The following is a 23070-nucleotide window of genomic DNA, read 5'->3' as shown; positions in this document are numbered from 1 at the left end:
CAATTTCTTTGTTTTAATATGATCTATTAATTATATTATTTCAGTTTGCAGGATAGGGGAGCTCGTATCCGAATATTCAATGGGAACTTCAGATATCAAATAGCGTATTTGTGCAAGTTGGTAAGTTTTGGGAAGAGGGTAACCGTTTATAAAAAAAGTTGGTGTAGCAGCAATTTCAGCTAAATTAACCCATGCTTGCAAATGCGCTTCATCATAAGGTAATTCGTTATTTTGAAGATCATACTCTTCTGCCCATTTGCTGATATCTTTTGTACCATGCGAGCTAAACCAAGCATGAATAACTTCCTTAAATATTTCCTGGTCAGATATTTTCGCTATATGTTGTACAAAAACCCGTTGTCTATCATTTTTATCAGTGGAATGAATAAAAATAATATTGATCTTGAAGTTCAGGTCTTGTTTTAACCATTCATCAATTATTTCATGGGCCATTGCGCAGGGTCCGCAGTAAGGATTTGAAACAAAGGTAAGTTCATGCTCTGCTGCCCTATTTCCAAGTGTAAATACTTTCAGGCTTTGAGGAATATTTATTCTGGATTTTTGGGTTATCAAGGCAAGAAAAATATCAGGATTGTATTTTAATTTAGTGAATTCCGACTTAAAATGTTTAATATCTTTTAGCTGAATAATGTAGGGCTTAAGGAAAAGCCACACTAACCCGGGCAAAATGAAAACACTTAACTCTCCAAAAGTTGGGAATAAAGGGATACCTCCCCAATAATTATAAACAGCTATTAAAAACGAGAGAATTACAATTGTATGTACTGCCATGCACAATCTACACCACTGCTTAATTATAAAAGCTTGTAAATAAATGGCATATAATGAAAATGCAGGCGCGCAAAACAAAAGCAAATAAAGTGAAGAGTATGTATTAGAAAACAAGGTAAGTAATGTCATTCCTGCAAAATATACAAAGCCTGCTTCTGCCATACTAAACCAAGTGGTAATCATGGCCGTATTATTGTTTAAAACAGAGTTGCAACCTTCGTGGGTTTTGCTTTGACATAACTGCTGAACCAAGACATTATTTTTATTTAATTGTTGTAATATCAGCAACCATGAGACAAAGGTTCCACTGAGATTTAACATTACTAAGGTAACTTGCTGTAAATTTAAATCTGATAGCCGGCTTTGAAGAACATAAAAAGTTAATATTGCCCAACAGATTGCCAACAGACTTTTTAAATAACCTGGATAAACTTTTGGATCAGTCTTAACAGATACTATGGGCACCGCAGGCTGTTCGACATCTAACAAAACACCACTGGACCATGCTTTAATAAAATCTTCTTCTGCAAACCACTTCACTTCCCCTTTTTCGGTAATAACTCTGAAATTCCCGTCTTTTATTTTATCAAGGATACAAAATAAGCCCTGCTCGATCTGCATAGGTATCAGTACGGCAGTTTCAAAGTTTTGTTTAAGGTCATCCAGATCAGTTTTGTATGCATTGCTTGGTATACCAATTTCTGTAAGTACATCGCTTATACTTAATAAACTCGGAAAATAAGGGTGTTCAGTTAGCTTTTGGTTAAGTAAATTGGTACTAATCTTGATTCCTTGATTTTTGAGTAGTCGTTCCACAATAAAACCTATCGGATGATGGCTATATAAAGGGTTTAAGTATGGCAGGATTATGGAAATATTCATACGCAACTTTTAATAAGTATGGTATCTACTTTAAGTTTATTATTTAAAACTTATTGATATAAATTTAATTATAATTTATATTGAACGGTATTTTTTTACATTAAAATTAAATTATTTTTACATTTTCATGACAAAATACTTATAAATCTATTAATGGGTCAAAATAGAAAATAATGCCTTTGACTTATCTGAATTGCTGGGTTAAAACAAAATATCAATATGAAAGATCTACATATTTACTAATGTGAATGAATCTAATCAAAAAAACTTGGTAGGTTTAGTGATTTTTTGCATTTAAATTTTTTTTATATTTAACTGATATCAGCACAGTTAAAATCTATTGTTTAGGCTTCTTCCTATTCCAATAGGCTCCTTAAAATTGTTATTTCATGACACTAGAACAATTGCTCAATAAGTCCCAGCTTTAGCTGGGATTTATGAGTCGTTCGGTTTTGGGCTTTATCCCCTAAAATACAATGTTTAGATATTTTGGGATATCAACATTCGGGATTGGTAGATGTAGATTATATATCGGAAATATGGCGCTAAAGCACCGGTATTGGCTCCGTTCTGGTCGCTTAAATTTTGGGCTTAAGCCGTCTGGATGAACTCCGTTCAGAGTGGTACGATATGAAAACCGCACCCTAAACCGGAGCTAAAACACCGGGCTATACCGTTGTTTTAATCTTCAACTCCTTCAATTGCTCATCAGCAATAGTTGAAGGAGAATCGATCATAACGTCTCTGCCCGAGTTGTTTTTAGGGAATGCAATTACATCACGAATTGAATCTAAACCGGCAAAAATTGATACCAAACGGTCAAAACCAAAGGCAATACCACCATGTGGAGGAGCTCCATATTCAAAGGCATCCAAAAGGAAACCGAATTGCTTTTGTGCTTCTTCCACACTAAATCCTAGGTGCTTAAACATCAAAGACTGTAAATCTCTATCGTGAATACGTATTGAACCACCGCCTATTTCAGTCCCGTTTACTACCATATCATAAGCATTTGCACGCACTTCACCTGGATTGGTATCAAGCATGGCAATATCTTCTGGCTTTGGTGAAGTAAATGGATGGTGCATGGCATGGTAACGTTGGCTATCTTCATCCCACTCCAATAATGGGAAATCAAGTACCCATAATGGAGCAAAAACATTTTTATCGCGTAAACCTAAACGGTTACCCATTTCTAAGCGAAGCTCACTTAATTGCTTACGAACTTTATCTTTATGACCCGCCATTACTAAAATTAAATCGCCAGGCTGTGAATTAAAGGCTGCCGACCATTTTTTAAGCTCTTCTTCAGAATAGAATTTATCTACAGACGACTTTAAACTTCCATCCGCACCATGTCTTAAATAAATTAAGCCTGTAGCACCAATTTGAGGGCGTTTTATAAAATCTGTCAATTCGTCTAATTGCTTTCTGGTGTACTCGGCGCAGCCCTTTGCATTGATTCCGATTACCAGTTCAGCGGCATCAAATACCGGAAATCCTTGTCCTTGAACAATGCTAGTTAACTCCACAAATTGCATGTCGAAGCGGGTATCTGGCTTATCAGAACCGTATAAACGCATCGCATCGGCATATTGCATTCTTGGAACCTCTGGAATATCAACACCTTTCACATTTTTGAAAAGCTGACGAATTAGGCCTTCGAATACGTTTAATATATCTTCCTGCTCAATAAATGCCATTTCGCAATCGATTTGCGTAAATTCTGGCTGTCTGTCGGCGCGAAGATCTTCATCTCTAAAACACTTTACAATCTGGAAATAGCGGTCGAAACCAGAAACCATCAATAATTGCTTGAAGGTTTGTGGCGACTGTGGCAAGGCATAAAACTCACCTGGGTTCATTCTACTTGGAACCACAAAATCGCGTGCCCCTTCAGGAGTAGATTTAATCAATACTGGAGTTTCTACTTCGATAAAGTCTAAACCATCTAAGTATTTTCTTACCTCTTGAGCCATTTTATGGCGTAAAACAAGGTTATTTCTTACCGGATTACGACGTAAATCCAAATAGCGATATTTTAAACGCAAGTCATCACCACCATCCGTTTCATCCTCAATAAGGAAGGGAGGAAGCTTTGCTGCATTTAGTAATTCGAGATTGGAAACTTTAATTTCAACTTCTCCTGTAGATATTTTTAAATTTTTGTTAGAACGCTCAATTACTTTGCCTGTTACACGAATAACAAATTCACGACCCAATTCGCGTGCCTGTGCTCTCAATTCAGCATTATCGTCCGAATTAAAGGTTAATTGTGTTATTCCGTAGCGATCACGCATATCAATAAAAGTCATTCCCCCTAAGTCGCGCGATTTTTGCACCCAACCCGTAAGCGTAACTTCCTTATTTAAATCATTGATAGTTAGATCTCCGCAAGTATGTGTTCTAAGCATTATTTTATATTTTATTGAATGCAAAAGTAAGATTTTTGGCGGTAAAGACTAAACGGAAATTTGGGATGGTGTTTTATGTACCAAAAAAACTCACAATTCTGAGCTGATATGTATTTTTTTAGCACGATAGCAGGGGTCGCTGTGCATATATCCCCCTCTAGAGGGGGTAGGGGGAGGAATAGCACAAATTATTTTTCTGCCAATTGCCAACCAAATTCCACCCCCTTTTATTCCCCCGCCTGCGGGGGATACTAGGCGCCTATTCAACCTGGTAAATAATGAAATTTATTTTTTGTAGCGCGATTGCAGGGGTCGCTGTGCTTATCCCCCTCTAGAGGGGGCAGCACCAACAAATAAATTAAATGTAAAAAATGTCACTCCCAACCCCAATCCAGAATTATTCGTATCTTTGTAGAATCAAAAGGGGTGCCTTGTTTGCGAAATCAAACACAAAAACAGGCTGAGAATATACCCATCGATAGTTTTGTATTGTTTTACAGCTTTTAAAAAGCCCAAAAACGAAAAATACAATTCTTGAGAGCACCTGATCCGGATAATGCCGGCGTAGGGAGGTAAGAGTTAATGTGCTGCATATAACCCCATTATGCAGGGTTTTTAACTAAAAAATTAATCAAATTGAAAAAGTTATTACTTATTGCTACGGCAATCTTGATGCCTTTTATGGCTTCAGCTCAATTTTCTATTAGCGGGAAAATTTCAGAAAAAAATTCAGATTCAGCACTTTCTGGTGCCAGCATTAGCCTTGATAATTCATTAATCAACAGTCGGAGTGATGAATCAGGGAATTTCACAATCAAGAATTTAAAAGCAGGAAATTATCTATTAAAGGTAAGTTTTATCGGCTATCAAACACTTGAACGTTCCATCAATTTGACTGGAAATACAAGCTTAGACTTACTGCTCACTAAAAATAGCCTCATTGCTGATGAAGTTTTAGTCAGAGCAACTCGTGCCTCCGAAAACTCGGCCACAACCTATAGCAATATCAACAAGGCGCAATTGCAGAAAAACAATCTGGGACAAGACCTTCCCTTCCTCCTAAATCAAAGTCCCTCGGTAGTAGTTAACTCCGATGCTGGAAATGGCGTTGGCTATACCGGTATTCGTATCCGCGGAAGCGACCCAACACGAATTAACGTGACCATCAATGGGATTCCTTATAATGACCCTGAAAGTCAAGGGACGTTTTGGGTAAACCTCCCCGACTTCGCCTCATCTGTTGATAATATTCAAATTCAAAGAGGCGTAGGTACATCCACCAATGGTGCAGGTGCCTTTGGAGCCAGCTTAAACATTCAAACTACCACTAAAAATGATTCTGCTTATGCGGAAATCAATAATACTTTGGGATCTTTTAATACGATAAAAAATACGGTGAATGTGGGTACGGGTCTCATTAACAATAAATTTAGTTTTGATGGCCGATTATCAAGAATTGAGTCGGATGGCTATATCGACAGAGGTTCATCCGATTTAAAATCCTATTTCTTAAGTGGTGCCTATTATGGCAAAAAAGATTTATTGCGCTTTAATGTGTTTTCTGGATCCGAAAAAACATATCAAGCATGGAATGGTGTTCCTGAAAATTTATTGAAAAGCAACCGCACCTACAATAGTTTTACATATGATGATCAAACGGATAATTATATTCAAGATCATTATCAATTACTCTATTCGCATAGCTTTTCGCCCGTATTTTCGGCCAATACCGCTCTTCATTATACCAAAGGAAGAGGTTATTTTGAGGAATTTAAAGAAGATCAAGACTTAGAAAATTATGGTATTTCACCTTTTCCAGCAGGGTCTATTACGATAGATAGAAGTGATCTTATCAGACGCCGTTGGCTCGATAATCATTACTATGGATTAACCTATTCCCTGAATTATAATCCCAATTCAAAAATAAATTATACCCTTGGTGGTGCTTATAATGAATATGATGGAGATCATTTTGGGGAGGTAATTAGAGGCCAGTTTATCCCGATAGGAAATAATATCGTGCCCTATTACAAAGGAAATGGCTTTAAAACCGATTTCAATACATTCGCGAAAGCAGAATTTAATGTAGGGCAGTTTAATTTGTACGCAGATTTACAATATTTTCGTGTAAACTACAGGGTAAATGGAACCGATAAAAATAGAATGGCTCTTGATCAGACTGATGAATTAAACTTTTTCAATCCGAAGCTAGGTTTTAGCTACGACATTAATCCACAAAGCAATCTTTACGCTTCTCTTGCTGTAGCCAATAAAGAGCCTAATCGCGATGATTATATCAATTCGAATAGCTCAAATCGCCCAAAAGCAGAAAATCTTTTGAATATTGAAACTGGCTACAGACATCGGAGACAGAATTTTAATGCCGGAATTAATGCCTATGCCATGTTCTATAATGACCAGCTAGTACTAACTGGTAAAGTAAATGATGTGGGCGAATACATACGCCAAAATGTTGAAAAAAGCTATAGATATGGCTTAGAACTCGATTCTAGAGTCCAAATTAACAATAGCTTATCTTGGAACTTCAGCGCATCATTGAGTCAAAATAGAGTTAAAAACTTTACTGAATACGTAGATGATTATGATAATGGCGGACAAATTGTGAACAATTATAGCAATACCGACCTTGCATTTTCTCCGAACTTCATTAGCTCAAGTGAACTCAGTTTTATTCCCATGAAAAAAACTGAAATGGCATTCATCAGCAAGTATGTTTCTCAACAATTCCTAGATAATACATCCAATTCACAAAGAAAATTAGATGCTTTTTTTGTGAATGATATTCGCTTGAGATATAATACCAAAGTTGGCGCCATAAAAAATCTAGGAATTACCTTGATGGTGAATAATGTTTTCTCTGAATTATACGAAGCAAATGGTTATACTTTTAGCTATATGTATGGCGGTGATTTTACAACAGAAAACTACTATTATCCACAAGCAACACGTAACTTTCTGCTTGCCTTAGGTTTAAAATTTTAATTCGCTATGAGAAAATACATTTCTAAATTTCATTACCTGAGTCAGGATTTACCGCAGCGCAAACATGTTGAGCAAGTAGAAATAGCCTGTCAGTCTGGTGCCAACTGGATTCAGTACCGATGTTTATCAAAAAATGATGAGGCATTGATTCAAGAAATACATGAAATTGCTTCCATTTGTGATGATTGGGGCGCGACTCTAATTCTTACTAATCATTATCATTTACTCGATCAAGTAGATGCTCAAGGTGTTCATATAGAAGATATGAATGCTGATTTTAATGCCATTCGTCATGCCATTAGCGATGAAAAAACATTAGGTGCTTCGGCAAATACTATAGAAGATATTCAACGTATTTATGCTTCTGGGGTGGTTGATTATATAGGTTGCGGTCCTTTTGCCATCACAAAAACAAAAGTTAATGATTATCCAATTTTAGGCCTTTCGGGATATCAAGAGATGGTACAAAAAATGCAAGAACTTGAGATAGACATCCCTCTGATAGCTGTTGGAGGCATAAAACTGGAAGATACGGAAGATCTAATTAGCACAGGAATTTATGGTATAGCCGTTTCTGGAGCTGTAAATCTGGCTGAGAATCCGGGCTTAATGATCAAAGATTTTTACAAAAAGATCTATTAAGGTGAAACAATCAAAAGGCTTTGTTATTTTTGATTCATGTCATCACATCACATAGTTCGCGAAAAACAGGAGCCTGCCTTATTAATTATGAGTTTGGAAGGCTTTGAAAGTGAGAACTTGGGACAAATCTTAGAATGGAGTCCGACGTTAATTGTAAACGAAGATATTTATGAATTGGTAGATTCTATGGGCATAAAAATAGATGCTGTACTCACTAAAGACCCGCATTTTTATACTCAGGAAAGCACCAAACTCATTTTATCAGATAGCGAACCATTGGAGGATGCGCTAAAGTTTTTAGATGGCGAGCATTACCCCGCAGTTAACATCATCACCAAGGAATTTTCATTGAAGGATTATGTTCTTTTTGTGGATGACCTTGACATTGTGGTATTTATTGGGAATCAAAAAATATTTCCAGTCCGATCTGGATTTAGCAAATGGCAAGCCGCAGGAGAGGAAATTCATATCCTTCATGAAGTACATAACTTACATTGTAGCGGATTAAAAAAAGTGGAAGATCATATATTTGCTACCGAAAAAGATGGCTTTTACTCCCTAACCTTTGAGCAGCCCTTTATTTTTATCGCCGAATCCATTTAATATGATCATTAGAATTGCCACAGAAATAGACATCCCACTCATCAGTGAATTAGCCGAAAAAACATGGTGGCCTAGCTATAGCTCGATTATCAGCGATGAACAAATCAGCTTCATGTTAGAGGATATGTATTCTCCTGGAAGTCTCCAAAAACAAATGAATTCGGGTATTGATTTCTTGATTGCTGAAAGAGAAAATATAGGTATTGGATTTGCAGCCTATTCATTAATTGATGCTGAAAATCAGGTGTTTAAGCTACACAAACTCTATATTTTACCAAGCGAACAAGGATTAGGAACTGGCAAAAAACTAATTGAGCATGTGGCTGATTCTGCTAAGCTCAAAGGTGGAAAAACACTCGAATTAAATGTAAATAGAGGCAATCCGGCACAGCATTTTTATAAAAAGACAGGCTTTGAAATCTACCAAACGCTAGACATCAATTACCATCATTTTGTGCTAAATGACTATGTGATGCGCAAGGAATTATAAATCAGTCATACTGATGAAAATCAGATTGGTGAACATTAATTTTTTTAAACGCCATGCACCTGTCATCCCGAACGCAGTGAGGGAACTTAGTGAGAGAAATTTTTATAAAGGCTAAAGTTTTTGTGCTTAACGAAGGTCCCTCACCTGCGGAAGAGCAGGTTTCGGGATGACATCGATTTTTTAAACGCTATGCGCGTAAAATTGATTTCTTTACAATTTAATCGTTTTCCAATCAGGATTTGATTTAGCAATTAAGAGCTCTTTTTTTTCTCTTCTCCAACCTTTGATCTCTTTTTCCCGCATAATAGCTTCATTAATATCAAAAAAATGTTCAAACCAAATGAGATTATAACAAAAATACCTTCCTGCAAAAGTTTCCCATTTCCCTTTGTTTTCATGATGCTCGAAAAGCCTTCTTTCGATATCGTTTGTTACTCCAACATAAAGTACAGTTTTATCTGGATTGGTAGTTATGTAAACGTAGTAATTGTAATTCCACATAAATAAATTTATCCAGATTCATACGAACGAAATAAAAAATCTATTGAGCGGTAGATTTGATTGAGGAAATGGCGATTTTTTGTGATTTAATAAAGGTCCCTCACCTGCGGAAGGGCAGGTTTCGGGATGACATCGTTTTTTTTAAACACCATGCACCTGTCATCCCGAACGTTTGAGGGAACTTAGTGAGAGAAATTTTTATAAAGGCTAAAGTTTTTGTGCTTAACGAAGTTCCCTCACCTGCGGAAAAGCAAGTTTCGGGATGACATTTTAACGAAGTTCACTAAACTGTTAAAAAACAAAATTATTGCTTCAATTTCGGTATTCTCTTTGGCGTATCAGTCCCGGAAATAATGCTCCTAGCACTCAAAGCAATGGCTTTAATGGTCGAATAAATATTTGATACATCTAAGGTTTCAAATTCATCATTGACTGTATGATAAAATTTATCGGTGTCAATCTGATCTGTTGAAATTGTATGCGCAGGAACACCCAATGCAGCAAGTGTAGCATTATCACTACGGTAAAAAAGATTTTGACTTGGATAAGGATCTGGATGAAATTTAAAATCTGTGCCAACTAAGTTTTTCTGAAGTATCTCACCGAAATCAGATTTATCATAACCTGTTATAAAAGCCGCATTTTTACCAAATTTCGACTCCTTACCAATCATTTCGATGTTAAACATAGCCACAACATCTTCAGGGTTTAACTGAGATGAAAAGTATCGAGCACCGAAACCACCAATTTCTTCGGCAGTGAAGGCCACAAATACTAGGCTACGCTCATTATTATTTAATTTCTTGTAATATCTTGCTAAAGAAATAACTGCGGTAGTACCTGATGCATCATCATCAGCACCATTGGCAATAGCATCACCATCAACAGCTTTCACGATGCCTAAATGATCATAATGAGCAGAAATTAATACAATTTCCTTTGGTTTAGTTTTTCCAGGAATCATACCTGCCACATTAAACAATGGAAGCTCCTCAATAACATTACTTGCTTTTACATTGAAAGAATTAGCATCTGTTTCACCTAAAACAAAAACGATGGCGGCCGATTCATTCACACTTTCTACTACACGCCCTCTAGAAGAATTATCTTTAAATCGCTTAAAGGCTGTAGCATGCTGATTATCAACAAGTACTAGGGCTTTAGTTTTCGTGGCAATAATTTCGCGGTAACGAGGAATAAACTGCTCGCTTGCTGCGATACGGTAAACCGTATTTCCTGCATTATTATTAAATTCAAAATTAGGAAGATCAGAAACTGCAAACACATTTTGCGATTCAATTGACTTACCATTGAGTATCGCCTCAATTTGTCCGGCTTTAATTCTTTTTACGCTGAACTCCTGACGGTAACCCATGTGTACCTCTACCGGCTGAAGTCCAATTTCTTCAAACTCATTTTCAATAAATTTAGCGGCCTTATCTATTCCGGGAGTGAAAGATGCTCTACCTTCCATTTCATCAGATGAAAGCGTTTTTATTAAACGGGCAACATCGGCTTCTTTTATTAGTTTCTCAGGCTTTTGGACTGCACAAGAGCTTAAAAATAAAAGGGCAACAATAGCTATGTATAAATTTTTCATGTATCTATTCAATTAAAAGTGGTGCGGTGATAACACCGACCACAGGATAATATCTAAACAAAAATTATTTTGTGAAGATTATCGAAGGTAAGTCAAAAAGCTGAAAAGGGATAGAAAATATTGGAAAAAATGAGGTTGATAGGGTGATTAGTACTTAGTAATTAGTACATAGTATTTAGAAATGAGTGGATTAGAAAATTTGATTTTAAAAAACCAAGGAGAGTTTTAGATATATAATTTTTAAGTAATTGATGAAAACTAGGTATTGTCAATGGTAGGGTATCGAAGCAATCCCATTCTAGACATAGTAATTTTAAGGCTTTGGATGATTATATAGATTGCTTCGTCGTGCCTCCTCGCAAAGACAAGGGGGTATTCCATTATTAAATTGAGTCTGAAGACTCTAATCATTTGCTAATCCTTAGAGCCGCGAAGGGCTAAACTCTAAGGACAGGGAAGATTTTTTTTAAAATCGAGTCTGAAGACTCTGATCATTTGCTAATCCTTAGAGCCGCGAAGGGCTAAACTCTAAGGACAGGGAAATCAACTAAAATTTTGTTTTGGTTTTAAATATTAAAACATGCTTTACGGATGTTTTAGATAATGTATCACTAATAGTTCTGATCAATTCGATTGATTCTCTATTGATATTTTTAAAATCACTATCTAGGCCATTATAAATTTTATCATCAACAATTAAAAGGTAACTGTTATCCATGGTCTTTTTGTGCAATTCAAAGCCCTGGACCATTTTGGGTTTATTTAACAATAAATCCTTGTCTATAGTTTTAGATTTTGTTTTAGGCTCAGTCTGTGCAAATACTTGACTTATTGTTAATATTAGAATAAATAACGTGATTAACTTTTTCATACTGATTACCATTATAAGCTTTAATTAAAATTTAACAGTTTAACAAACATGTTAACATTTGTATAGGGTTAAGAATAAGAGCGACCAAGTAGCAATAGTAGCGAGTCTGGAGGCGATAACTCATTTATTAAATCGTAGAAGCGCTAAGCTAAATTCTACACTCGTGGTACGGTAATAACACCGTCCACAAGATAATCCTAATACAATTCAGGTATTGGGGCTGGAGGAAGTTTACTTAGCTCCATAAATATTTCCCTTTGCTTATCGGCTGGTAGTTTGAGAAGTTCAGTTTGAAACTTAGAAACCACTTTTAACATACTATTTATACTCAAGAAATGTAATTTAACATACTCTTCTGAATTAACCATTCCAGCTTTTTTATAAGTATCAATCCAATGCTGCTCATCAATAGTCTTTAATTCACTCTTTAATAAATCAGCAGCATTGGGAGGAAAAACAAAGCGTTTCGAACTAAAACCATCTCTAATCTGAATCTGTGTATCCATATAAACTAAATAATCAGGATCAGCCTTTATTTTTTGTAATAAAGGTTGATCTTGAAAAAAGAATAGAAAAATTATGCCTAAAATAAATTTCATACAAATGAATTAAATATAGCGTTGTAAAACATGGAACATAAAGTAAAAAACAATAGATGAAACAAGAATATGAATTATAATTATTTTTGTATTTTCTGATTTAAATGCTCTGTAAAGCCTTAGGAGTATTACTAAGGTTACAAAAGAGAATGCCAGCAAATATCTTTGAAAATCGGAAATCTGAGGTAAATTGGCTAATAAAATTAATAAAATTGCGCTAAAAAACCAGTATTTGGGTTTCATGATTTTAGATTCAGTATTAAATAGTTTTTAATTAAAAAAACGTTGGAGAAATATATACATGCCATAAAAAATAACAATCGAAAAAATAATGTCAACCACTATTATTACCACATTTCTAGATTTAATTGATTTGTAAAGAGTGAAGAATTTCAGAACGGTAATACCACTAAAAAGCACTAGATACTTTTGATCGCTAGAAATCCAGTTTAAACGAGCGAACACAAATAGTAAAATGCTAATACATATGATATACCATAACCATGGTTTAATTTTCATGAATACCGCTATAGCTCTTTCCATATTTAAATTGCTATTTTATAATTATTTAATAAATATATTAATTTCAAATTAAATATTTAGCGATTTTTTACTAGTCCAAACATATTTAATGTTCTACAGACGATGGGGTAATTAGTACTTAGTATTTAGTACATAGTATTTAGAAATGAGTGGATTAGAACATTTGATTTTAAAAAACTAAGGAGAGTTTAAAATATATAATTATTAAGAAATTGATGAAAACTAGGTATTGTCATTACCAGGGTACCGAAGCAATCCCATTCTAGACATATTAATTTTAGGGCTTTGGATAAATATATAGATTGCTTCGTCGTGCCTCCTCGCAAAGACAAGGCGGTATTCCATTATTAAATAAAATGAATTTTGCGCCTCAGCACCTTTGCGAGATCCTATCTGCGTAAATCCCCGAAAATCTGCGGGAAACCTATTTCAATCTCATTTTAAGATTACATATAATGGGACATAAAACGACTGGTACGGTGACAACACCGACCAGAGGTGCTTCGAAAGACAACATTTTGCGTCTCTGCGTCTTAGCGAGAGTTTCCTAATTAAAAAATGACTATGTATCTGTTTTAATATTTCATAAATCGTACCTTTACTATTATTTATAAGCCATGAACGAAATAACTGTACAGGACCTAAAAAAGATGATCGACAACAAGGAAGACTTCCAGTTGATTGATGTACGTGAGACTTTTGAGTATGAAATGTCTAATCTGAGTGGTTTAAATATTCCACTTGCGGGACTATTATTAGAGGCGGATCAGATTAGCAAAGATAAACCCGTAATTATGCAATGCAGAAGTGGGGCAAGAAGTGCGGCTGCATTAAACCAGCTCGAGCAGTTAGGCTATACCAATCTGTATAATTTAAAGGGTGGCATTCTTGCTTGGAAGGCAGAATTTGAACCAGATATGCCGGTTTATTAATTATTATGTTCAAAAAAATCTTATTTAATATTTTCCTGAACATCGCCATCATTGTGGTGGTGATTTCTTTGGCTTGGTCTTTCAAAAACAAGTATTATTTATACATTTTTGCAGGATTACCACCATTAGCCATGCTTATTTATCTTAAATTTAGGCTTGTTAAAAGTGTAAGAAGCCTGACAAATAAGCCCAAAAAAAGCTAAATATTAAGGTTTAATAAGTCCGAGGCCAGGTAAATCATTCAATACCCATCTTCCATTCTTAAATTCTGGATCTTTATACGGATTATTACTCGTTAGGAATGGTCCGTCGAGGTCAACCCAATCGCAAAGTGGGGCTAAAGCAGCGGCTGCTAATGTTCCGCAGCTCGTCTCACTCATACATCCCACCATTGTTTTCAAACCCAGCTCTTTTGCCTTCATAATCATACGGTAGCCTTCATGCATTCCGGCGCTTTTCATCAGCTTCATATTGATAGCATGATAAACACCTTGAGCCTTTTGAACATCAGCAAAACGTTGAACAGACTCATCGCCAACAATGGCTACGGGACTACGTTCAGTAATCCAAGCATTTGAATCAGGATCTTCTTTGGCCATAGGTTGCTCAATTAAAACTACACCCTGCTCATGCAACCAAAATACCATGTCAAGTCCCTCTTGTTTATCTTTCCAACCCTGATTTGCATCCACAAAAAGTGGTTTATCTGTCGCAGAGCGGATGGTATTAATTAATTCTTTATCATTATCTCTACCCAATTTCACTTTGATGATATGACAATCTTCGCCAGCCTTAATTTTTTCTAAGAGCACTTCGGGAGTATCAATACCTAGTGTATAAGATGTAGGAGGCATTTTTGAAGGATCAGCATCAAAATATTGATAGCAAGGTTTTTGTTCAATTTTACCTCTAAGATCATGTAAAGCAATATCAATAGCAGCTTTAATATTAGGATTTCCGGGTGCAATGCTATCGAGATAGGCAATTACTTCATCAAAATCAAAGGGAGTTTTTAACCAAGAAAGATCAACTTTCGACATGAAAGTATTGGCAGTTTCAATATTTTCGCCCATGTAAGGTACCATAGAAGCCTCGCCGTAACCAGTAAAACCCTCGTGACAAATTTCCATCAGCATGATTGGAGTGGAGGTACGAGAAAATTTTGCGATGGTAAATGGATGCCTTAAATTAAGCTCAAATGGTTTATAGCTGATCTTCATATCAATAAATTATATTACTAAATAACGAAATTTATAGCATTGAGACGATTTTATGGGAATAAAATTCCTATAAAACATTTGTTGACCAATTTGCTGAATTTTTAAGATTGAGAAAGCACTAACGAATACTACAAAAAACTAAATCTTCTAAAAATTGAACCACCAATTGCTCATCCTTACAATCTCCAAAATCAGTAAGTGAAGGCAAATGATGCATAAAAAATACCTGCAAATGTGCCATTTCAATAATGGTACTTGCGAGTGAACGAGGATGTGTATAAGCTGGGTTATACTCTAAAATTATGCCCGAAATTATAGTACAAAGATCTTTATAAGGCTTAAATAATTGATCTTTATTATCTTCAGAAACATGCTTTGTAAGATAAGCTTTTGAACCTTCAGCAATAATAATTTGATGTAAAAGACTTTCGTTAACGTATATTGTAGTGTCATCATCCACCACATTGGCAGCCAAAAGCTGAATAAGCTTTTTCAATTTGATTGAAGGATCAGAAATATTGTTCAGGTGGAAAGTAACACGAAACTCTAACCAACTCCAATACCAAGCAGTAAGATAAATCAATAAACGATGCTTATTTTCAAAATAACGGTAAATACCTGCTTCAGTTGAGCCAATTACTTCGGCAAGCTTTTTAAAAGTAAAAGCCTCAAATCCATGTTCATGAATCAGTTGAATACTATTTTGTATAATTTTCCGACCAAGATCTGTCTGCTCAGGGTTGCGAACAAACAATTTGTCATTCATTTTAATCTGAAGCTGTAATTCCATAAGATCATCTTTTATTTCTGAACACAAATTGCATTCAATTATTTCTGAATTACAAAGTTAGATAAAAGTTTTACAATTATATGAGATAGTATTACTATCATTTAAAATAATGATACTATCTTTGTTTTATTAAATAACAAGAAAAAAATTAGGAAATGGAATCAAAAAACATGTTTAAGGAACTAAAAAACGACCTCCCAGCGAGTATAGTCGTGTTTTTCGTGGCTGTTCCACTTTGTTTAGGTATTGCCCTTGCATCTGGTGCTCCACTTTTTTCGGGAATTATTGCGGGTATTATTGGAGGTATTATTGTTGGGATGGCGAGCGGTTCGGCATTAGGGGTTAGCGGTCCGGCAGCTGGTTTAGCCGTAATTGTATTAACATCCATTGCAACTCTAGGATCATGGCCAGCATTTTTATTGGCAGTAGTAATTGCTGGTATTATTCAATTAGCCATGGGATTTGCAAAAGCAGGTTTTATTGCCTATTTCTTTCCATCTTCAGTAATTAAGGGTATGCTTACGGGTATTGGTTTACTTATCGTTTTGAAGCAAATTCCGCATGCTTTAGGATACGATAAAGATGTAGAGGGTGATGATTCATTTATACAAGCAGATGGTGAGAATACCTTCTCAGCAATAACGAATGCATTTGAATGGGTTACACCAGGGGCATTATTAATTGCGGCAATTTCGCTAGTAATATTAATACTTTGGGATACCGTCCTGACTAAAAAGCATAAAATTTTCCAATTAATTCAGGGACCAATTGTGGTAGTTGCCTTTGGTATTTTAATGAATTATTTATATCAAAATGGTGTTTTAAACTTTAGTTTAGCAACTGATCAGGTAGTTCAACTTCCTGTTGCTGAAAACTTTTCACAATTCTTAACACAATTTACATTTCCAGATTTTAGCCAATTAAGCAATCCGGAAATTTATAAAATAGCGATTGTATTAGCCATTGTAGCAAGTTTAGAGACTTTACTTTGTGTTGAAGCGACAGATAAAATTGATCCCTATAAACGTGTAACACCAACAAATCAGGAGTTAAAAGCCCAAGGATTAGGAAATATTATTTCTGGCTTAATTGGTGGACTTCCAATCACGCAAGTAATTGTAAGAAGCTCGGCAAATATCTCATTTGGTGGGAAGACAAAAATGTCGGCAATTTTACACGGCGTGTTTTTATTAATTAGCGCGATAACTATTGCTGGATTGTTAAATATGATTCCATTGGCAAGTTTGGCGGCCATTTTGATTATGGTAGGATATAAACTAGCGAAACCCGAGCTATTCAAGCAGATGTACAAATTAGGCTGGGAGCAATTTATACCTTTTGTAGCTACAGTTGTTGCTATATTATTAACCGATTTACTTAAAGGAATCACCATAGGTTTACTTTTCGGAATATTTTATACGCTACGTCATAGTTATAGAAATTCACACCATTTACAAACAAGAACAAGCACAGAGGAGGGTCAGAAAGTATATCATTTATCCTTAGCTGAAGAAGTTTCTTTCTTTAATAAGGCTAGTGTTTTAAAGGTATTAGATGAGATCCCTGAAAATTCCAAGGTGATTATTGATTGTACAAAATCTAAATCAATTGCGCATGATGTAATTGAGTTGATTATCAATTACCGTACAAATGCGAAGACAAAAAACATAAAAGTAGAAACCATCAATTTTATAGAACCAATTGTAAATTAATTAAAATTAAGAACATGAAAACATTAACAAAGGAATTACAAGATGCCATCACACCAACAAAGGCGCTTGAACTATTAAGAGATGGTAATAAACGATTTGTAAGTAATTTAAAGGTAAACCGTAATTTATTACAGCAGGCCAACGAAACTTCTGACGGTCAGCATCCATTTGCGGTTATTTTAAGTTGTATCGATTCTAGAACTTCGGCGGAGCTTATTTTCGACCAAGGTTTAGGTGATGTATTCAGTGTGCGTATTGCGGGAAATATCTTGAATGAAGATATACTTGGAAGCATGGAATTTGGCTGCAAAGTAGCTGGTTCTAAGATTATTGTAGTATTAGGACATACTAAATGCGGAGCTGTTAAAGGAGCTTGTGATCATGTTGAAATGGGAAATTTAACCTCCCTTCTAACAAAAATCAGACCTGCGGTTGATGACGAAAACACGGTGAAAGAAAATAGAAATTCAAGTAATGCTGAGTTTGTTGAAAAAGTTTCTGCCATAAATGTTAAGCGTACAGTGAAAGCAATCATGGAAAGAAGTCCGATTTTAAAAGAAATGATTGAAAGCGGACAATTAGGAATTGTTGGCGGAAGCCACGATATCACAACTGGTGAAGTAGAGTTTTTTGAGGATACATTAATATTGAATTAAGCCAGTTTATTTTGAGGAAGGAGGGGCGCATAAAAATGCCCCTTTTTTATTTAATAGATTTTTTAAATCAAAAAGCACTATTTTTCCAGCAAATATCATCAAAATATGAAAATTCAATTTCCCCGAAATTTTATCATAATCATTTTATTAATCTTTATTTGGGCACCCAATTACGCACAAAATACGAGAATTACAGATCCCAATAGCATCGGTTGGTATGCGTTTTCTGCCAATATTAAATTGAAAAAGTCATGGAGCCTACACTCCGAGTTTCAATGGCGACGTGATAAGCTTATCAGTGAGCCTATGCAAAACCTCTTTAGGACAGGCATTGGTTATACCATAAATCCTAAATTGAGTGTTCGCGCGGGCTATGCCATAGCAGAAACCTATAATTATGGGGATATTCCACTAAATAATTTGGGGAAACAATTCACTGAGCATCGTTCATGGCAAATGGTAAACCTAAACGATAAAATAAAAAGCTTTGAAATAAGTCACCGTTTTATGCTTGAACAAAGATGGATCGGAAGATATTCAAATGCACAAATTCAAAAAGAAGATCAATTTATATTTTCGAACAGATTTAGATACATGTTTAGAGTGCAAATGCCACTAAAAGGGAATACTATGGCTGATAATACGCCATATTTAGCTGTTTATGATGAATTATTGATTGGTTTCGGTAAAAATGTGAATGAAAACGTGTTTGATCAAAACAGATTTGCAGTCCTTTTGGGATATCGTTTTAACTCCAAAACTCGCATTGAAGGAGGATATTTGAATCAAATTGCCCAACTATCCAGAGAAGTGGAAGGAAGAAATGTATATCAAAACAATAAAGGTATTTTAATTAGTACGATTTTGAATTTTTAATCAAAAAGCTATTCCAATTCCTAAAATTATTCACTTTTAAAATTTTACGATAGAAATACCAATTCCGGTAAATAAAACAATGTGCTTTACTAACTTTGCCGAGCATGGCAATAAACCTCTACAAACCATTTGAACGCTTAAACTTTAGTAAGCAAAACTGCTTTATTAGCGGAGAAAAACTTCAACATTCGGAAGAAGAGATCCATGTATTTCCATTATGGCTTTTGCACGAATATGAGCTCCACGACAAGCCATTTAAGCTATTGGATGAAAGCATGTCGACTTATAGTCACATGAAGCTTCCATGTGCTTCAAGCATAAATAAAGAGATATTAGAACCGCTAGAAGAGGAAATAAAGACAGCATTTTTATCTGGTTATGATGCGGTACAAAATCTCCCTGATTTAAAACTATTCCAATGGATAGGTAAAATGCTTTACGGGATTTTATTTAATGAAATCCGCATTGGCATAATGCAGCAAAAAGCTAAGGGTGAGGAATTTATATTTTCACAATCGCTAGTACATAAATTTGGAAATCTGCATTTAATGCTGCAATCCCTTACAAAACCTATGGAATTTGAGGGGAGTAATCCTTGGACGATCAAAGTATTTAAAATCGAATCCAAGCAAGATCTTTTCAATTATCGGGATGAAATAAATACCCTCACCTATTCTTTTGCCATGAAGGATTTCGGAATAATTGCATGCTTACAAGACAATGGAACCAATGCCATTTATCATAAAGAAATTCTAGCAAAAGTACAGAACAGTGCCCTTCACCCAGCGCAATTTGAAGAAGTTTGCGCCCGTTTTTTTTATTCCAATTACCTATTTAATCGCTTGCCAGAATACACTATTATGCCCACAGATGAGGCCATTTACATCGAAGCAATGCCTTTGATGGGAATGAGTAGTAAACCACTATTTGATGCTTGGCAGAATAAAACATATGCCCAGGTATTAGAAAATTTCTGGAAACCTTGGGGCATACTTTTATTTGAGATATTGAAAGATCCGGAAAATCCGCTTACTCACCTTTTAGATGAAAATGGTCTGTTAATTCCTGCGGCAAAAGTTGATTTACCCTCTTAAAATTAAATTAGCCCATGAGCTGCTTAATAAAATAGCTAGTAATATCAGGATAATAAACAATCGTTAAAAAAACACCTGTTAAAGCGCCATAAAAGTGTGCATCATGATTTATTGCATCTCTAGAATTACGAGCCGCATACCAGCAATAGGCTAGAAATAAAAATCCATAAATAACCGCCGGAATTGGGATTGGGATAGGGAAAATCATCATTTTATTCAAAGGATAGAATAAAATATAGCTAAAAACCACAGCACAAACTGCTCCAGAAGCCCCCAAACTGTTAAACCAGAAATGATCTTTATGCTTAAAAATAGAGGTGATATCACTCAAAATGATGCTTAAAATATATAAAACTCCAAATTGAACGTGCCCCCAGCTGCTGTATGATGCAAAAGTTCTTTCAAGAGTAAAAGCAAAGAAATAGTAAGACAGCATATTTACTAAAAGGTGAGTCCAGTCCTTATGGATTAAACCACTGGTAATCAGACTATAGAGTCGGCTACCGCGACTTACACTATAAGGATGAAGCATAAATTTTCCATAAACCTCAGCATTTGAAAAAGCATAAATACTGGTAACTATGGTAAAAATGAAAATAATGGTAGCAACGGGTGTTTCGTTGATAAAGCTTTCTATCATTCTAAATCTAATTTAATTGCTGAAACTAATCGGCCAACAGGATATCTTCTATGTGTTTTTTCGTAATATTTGGAATTTCGGTACACCCAATCGAGCGCCGAAAAATTAGCTGTATTTTTTTCTTTTTCAAGCCTCAAACGCTCTGCCAAAGCAGGATCATCTTTGAGAAGCTGAGCAGCAACATCTTCAAAAACATAATCCGAAAAATGCTCTTTTTGTCCGATGATAGAATCAAAGAAATCCCATGCAAAAAATGAATCTACTCCTTGAGGCTCAAGAGTTTCAACGATATAACGGTTTTTAACTTGATTGGTAAAAACCACATAATCGCCAGCATAAAAGTTAACCTTTTGATTTTCAGCCCTAAGCTTAACCTGCGATTTCAAATAATGACCCTCGTAAGGTGTTGAACCACCTTTATAATCTTCTATATAATACATTTCAAGATCGATCAACTCATCCGATTTTAAACGCTTCATTTCAACGCCATTTAACTGCAGAAGTTCAATTACCTTTTGCCATGCTTGCGGAATTACATAAGCAATGGGTTTGTTTACAGTTAAAGAAGCCTTATAATCATCAAAAACCTTGATTTCGCGCTCAAAAGGCTCATTTCGATCATAATAAAGACGCGATTTACCACTCACCTCACTCGTTTTACGTTTAGCCTCATAACCCTTAAATGAAAAGGTAGTAAAGGTATCGGTGTTCAATGACCATCTTAAAGGAAAGACTAATTGGTTTTTTACCGCTTCATCTGCTTTCTTCTTAGTTTCGCCAATGAGTTGAGCATCCTTTTGAACAGTAGCAATAGCATGACTCATAAATAGATAAGTGCTCTTAACTCGTTCATTAAAAGGCTTTAACATGTGAGTTTCTGGAATAAATCCAATGGTATTATGAAGCGCTGCATAGCCACTTGAGTACCTTGGGGTTTCTAAAAATCCTGTAATTCCAGACTCAGGAGTTTCGCCCATGCTATTCACGTAAGGGGTTAAATCATACCCTGAATTTTTCATTTTACTGTAAAGTTCAGGAAGCATTTTGGTACTTAGATAATTTGATAAAATAGGGTTTAACTTATCTTTTTGTGACGCAATTAAAGTCATGGTATATTGGTAATCGGCGCCATTGCTGGTGTGATTATCCAAGAATACATCGGGCTGCCAGGTATTAAAAATCTGCTGGAAAGACCTTGAATTTTTTGAATCCGATTTGATAAAATCTCTGTTTAAATCCAAATTTTGGTAATTCCCTCTAAAACCATAAGCTTCAGGACCGTTTTGATTTACGCGAGATAAACCACGGTTCAACATCCCATCGATATTATAAACAGGAATAATACAAACGACTACATTCTCGGGAATTGAATTCTTTTCAAGCATATCGCGTACCAGCATCATGCTGGCATCAATACCTTCTGGTTCACCTGGATGTATTCCATTATTAATCAATAAGATACGCTTGTTTTGTTTACGAATGAGAACAGGATCGAAAACTTTATCCTTTGATAAAACTACCAATTGTAAAGGCTTACCAATATCTGTCGGACCATAATTGATTAGCCGCATCTGATCATATTTTTTATCCAAGAGGGTATAAAAATCAATCAGTTCTTGATAAGTGCTGCTAATTTTTTCGTTTTTTTCAAAAGGAATAACTTGAGCCTTTACATTTTGAATGCAAAGAGCAAAAAAGAGAAGAATTAAGGTTTTTTTAAACATAATCGTAAATACAAATATAATGCAATAGCTAAGCGAATTGATAATTTTGGAATATTCTAATTAGTTGATGTTTTTTATAAAGATATATTGCTTATTATAAATAACTTATACAATAAAATACCTTGGTTATAAAGGCCTGTTTTTTGGTAATTTATTAACTATCAAATCATAAGAATGATCTATCATTTCTATAATTTGCTTATCAGTCAGTCTTCCATTCATAAACACCGTATTCCAATGTTTTTTATTCATGTGCCAACCTGCTTGTACTTCATCAAATTCCTCTCGGAGTAAAATTGCCCTTTCGGGATCACATTTCACATTAAATCGGTCGGGTTTATCTAAGCCACATAATAAAAAGATTTTTCCACCCACTTTAAACACAAGCGTATCATCCCCGAAAGGGAAGGTTTCTTCCACATTAGCTTTAGAAATGCAATAATCTCTTAAACTTTCAATGTTCATGAGGATAATCTTAATTTTGCC

At 35.2% G+C, this 23070-nt stretch carries 21 protein-coding genes and 1 riboswitch; of the genes, 10 read left to right on the top strand and 11 right to left on the bottom strand.

The window, feature by feature from the left end:
• Positions 1 to 30: 30 nt before the first annotated feature.
• Both QZ136_RS11930 and aspS read right to left on the bottom strand, forming a co-directional pair.
• Complete coding sequence (locus QZ136_RS11930) at positions 31 to 1674, bottom strand: vitamin K epoxide reductase family protein (protein WP_291403817.1); 1644 nt, start codon at positions 1672 to 1674, stop codon at positions 31 to 33.
• A 668-nt stretch (positions 1675 to 2342) separates the two neighbouring features.
• A complete protein-coding gene (gene aspS, locus QZ136_RS11925) occupies positions 2343 to 4088 on the bottom strand; it encodes an aspartate--tRNA ligase (protein WP_291403815.1) in 1746 nt (581 codons plus the stop codon).
• A 412-nt stretch (positions 4089 to 4500) separates the two neighbouring features.
• Positions 4501 to 4678: riboswitch (TPP riboswitch) on the top strand.
• 46 nt (positions 4679 to 4724) lie between these two features.
• Between aspS and QZ136_RS11920 the strand changes: the two genes are divergently transcribed.
• From QZ136_RS11920 to QZ136_RS11905, 4 genes are read left to right on the top strand one after another with little or no spacing between them, the layout of a single operon-like run.
• Positions 4725 to 7091, top strand: coding sequence for a TonB-dependent receptor (locus QZ136_RS11920; protein ID WP_363245320.1), 2367 nt, complete (start codon positions 4725 to 4727; stop codon positions 7089 to 7091).
• Positions 7092 to 7097: 6 nt separating this feature from the next.
• A complete protein-coding gene (locus QZ136_RS11915; RefSeq protein WP_291403813.1) occupies positions 7098 to 7733 on the top strand; it encodes a thiamine phosphate synthase in 636 nt (211 codons plus the stop codon).
• Between the two features lie 36 nt (positions 7734 to 7769).
• Positions 7770 to 8336: a thiamine pyrophosphokinase gene (locus QZ136_RS11910; RefSeq protein WP_291403811.1), complete on the top strand. Its 567-nt coding sequence runs from the start codon at positions 7770 to 7772 to the stop codon at positions 8334 to 8336.
• Position 8337: 1 nt separating this feature from the next.
• A complete protein-coding gene (locus QZ136_RS11905) occupies positions 8338 to 8826 on the top strand; it encodes a GNAT family N-acetyltransferase (protein ID WP_291403809.1) in 489 nt (162 codons plus the stop codon).
• 210 nt (positions 8827 to 9036) lie between these two features.
• On the opposite strand, the gene QZ136_RS11900 is transcribed toward QZ136_RS11905, so the two are convergent.
• The 4 genes from QZ136_RS11900 to QZ136_RS11885 form a co-directional block, all read right to left on the bottom strand.
• On the bottom strand, positions 9037 to 9327 hold the full coding sequence (locus tag QZ136_RS11900) for a GIY-YIG nuclease family protein (RefSeq protein ID WP_291403807.1): 291 nt from the start codon (positions 9325 to 9327) through the stop codon (positions 9037 to 9039).
• A gap of 304 nt (positions 9328 to 9631) precedes the next feature.
• Complete coding sequence (locus tag QZ136_RS11895) at positions 9632 to 10927, bottom strand: M20/M25/M40 family metallo-hydrolase (protein ID WP_291403805.1); 1296 nt, start codon at positions 10925 to 10927, stop codon at positions 9632 to 9634.
• Positions 10928 to 11474: 547 nt separating this feature from the next.
• Positions 11475 to 11798, bottom strand: a complete 324-nt coding sequence (locus QZ136_RS11890; RefSeq protein WP_291403803.1) for a hypothetical protein — start codon at positions 11796 to 11798, stop codon at positions 11475 to 11477.
• 197 nt (positions 11799 to 11995) lie between these two features.
• Entirely contained in the window at positions 11996 to 12397 is a 402-nt protein-coding gene (locus tag QZ136_RS11885; protein ID WP_291403801.1) for a hypothetical protein, read from the bottom strand.
• 1160 nt (positions 12398 to 13557) lie between these two features.
• Between QZ136_RS11885 and QZ136_RS11880 the strand changes: the two genes are divergently transcribed.
• Together QZ136_RS11880 and QZ136_RS13470 are read left to right on the top strand one after the other, a co-directional pair.
• Positions 13558 to 13872, top strand: a complete 315-nt coding sequence (locus tag QZ136_RS11880; protein WP_291403799.1) for a rhodanese-like domain-containing protein — start codon at positions 13558 to 13560, stop codon at positions 13870 to 13872.
• A 5-nt stretch (positions 13873 to 13877) separates the two neighbouring features.
• The gene (locus QZ136_RS13470) at positions 13878 to 14075 is read left to right on the top strand and encodes a DUF6358 family protein (protein ID WP_363245315.1); all 198 of its coding nucleotides are present in this window, start codon (positions 13878 to 13880) and stop codon (positions 14073 to 14075) included.
• 3 nt (positions 14076 to 14078) lie between these two features.
• On the opposite strand, the gene QZ136_RS11875 is transcribed toward QZ136_RS13470, so the two are convergent.
• Together QZ136_RS11875 and QZ136_RS11870 are read right to left on the bottom strand one after the other, a co-directional pair.
• Positions 14079 to 15092, bottom strand: coding sequence for a dipeptide epimerase (locus tag QZ136_RS11875; protein WP_291403797.1), 1014 nt, complete (start codon positions 15090 to 15092; stop codon positions 14079 to 14081).
• Between the two features lie 118 nt (positions 15093 to 15210).
• Entirely contained in the window at positions 15211 to 15882 is a 672-nt protein-coding gene (locus QZ136_RS11870) for a TetR/AcrR family transcriptional regulator (protein ID WP_291403795.1), read from the bottom strand.
• Positions 15883 to 16037: 155 nt separating this feature from the next.
• Between QZ136_RS11870 and QZ136_RS11865 the strand changes: the two genes are divergently transcribed.
• The 4 genes from QZ136_RS11865 (at position 16038) to QZ136_RS11850 (ending at position 20220) form a co-directional block, all read left to right on the top strand.
• The gene (locus QZ136_RS11865) at positions 16038 to 17594 is read left to right on the top strand and encodes a SulP family inorganic anion transporter (protein WP_291403793.1); all 1557 of its coding nucleotides are present in this window, start codon (positions 16038 to 16040) and stop codon (positions 17592 to 17594) included.
• Positions 17595 to 17608: 14 nt separating this feature from the next.
• Positions 17609 to 18250 carry a carbonic anhydrase family protein gene (locus tag QZ136_RS11860; RefSeq protein ID WP_291403792.1) on the top strand — a complete coding sequence of 214 codons (642 nt, stop codon included), beginning with the start codon at positions 17609 to 17611 and terminating at the stop codon, positions 18248 to 18250.
• A 105-nt stretch (positions 18251 to 18355) separates the two neighbouring features.
• The gene (locus QZ136_RS11855) at positions 18356 to 19126 is read left to right on the top strand and encodes a DUF2490 domain-containing protein (RefSeq protein ID WP_291403790.1); all 771 of its coding nucleotides are present in this window, start codon (positions 18356 to 18358) and stop codon (positions 19124 to 19126) included.
• A gap of 104 nt (positions 19127 to 19230) precedes the next feature.
• Positions 19231 to 20220 (top strand): hypothetical protein, encoded by a 990-nt coding sequence (locus QZ136_RS11850; protein WP_291403787.1) that lies wholly within the window; start codon positions 19231 to 19233, stop codon positions 20218 to 20220.
• 7 nt (positions 20221 to 20227) lie between these two features.
• On the opposite strand, the gene QZ136_RS11845 is transcribed toward QZ136_RS11850, so the two are convergent.
• The 3 genes from QZ136_RS11845 to QZ136_RS11835 all read right to left on the bottom strand — a co-directional run bounded on the left by QZ136_RS11845 (position 20228) and on the right by QZ136_RS11835 (position 23049).
• Positions 20228 to 20860, bottom strand: a complete 633-nt coding sequence (locus QZ136_RS11845; protein ID WP_291403785.1) for a rhomboid family intramembrane serine protease — start codon at positions 20858 to 20860, stop codon at positions 20228 to 20230.
• On the bottom strand, positions 20857 to 22584 hold the full coding sequence (locus QZ136_RS11840) for a M14 family metallopeptidase (protein WP_291403784.1): 1728 nt from the start codon (positions 22582 to 22584) through the stop codon (positions 20857 to 20859). The genes QZ136_RS11845 and QZ136_RS11840 overlap by 4 nt, the downstream gene beginning before the upstream one ends.
• Positions 22585 to 22710: 126 nt before the next feature.
• Positions 22711 to 23049, bottom strand: a complete 339-nt coding sequence (locus QZ136_RS11835; RefSeq protein ID WP_291403782.1) for an MmcQ/YjbR family DNA-binding protein — start codon at positions 23047 to 23049, stop codon at positions 22711 to 22713.
• Between the last annotated feature and the right edge of the window lie 21 nt (positions 23050 to 23070).

This window comes from Daejeonella sp., from assembly GCF_017495225.1.
Lineage (GTDB): Bacteria > Bacteroidota > Bacteroidia > Sphingobacteriales > Sphingobacteriaceae > Daejeonella.
This window is presented reverse-complemented; position numbering and strand designations above follow the sequence as displayed.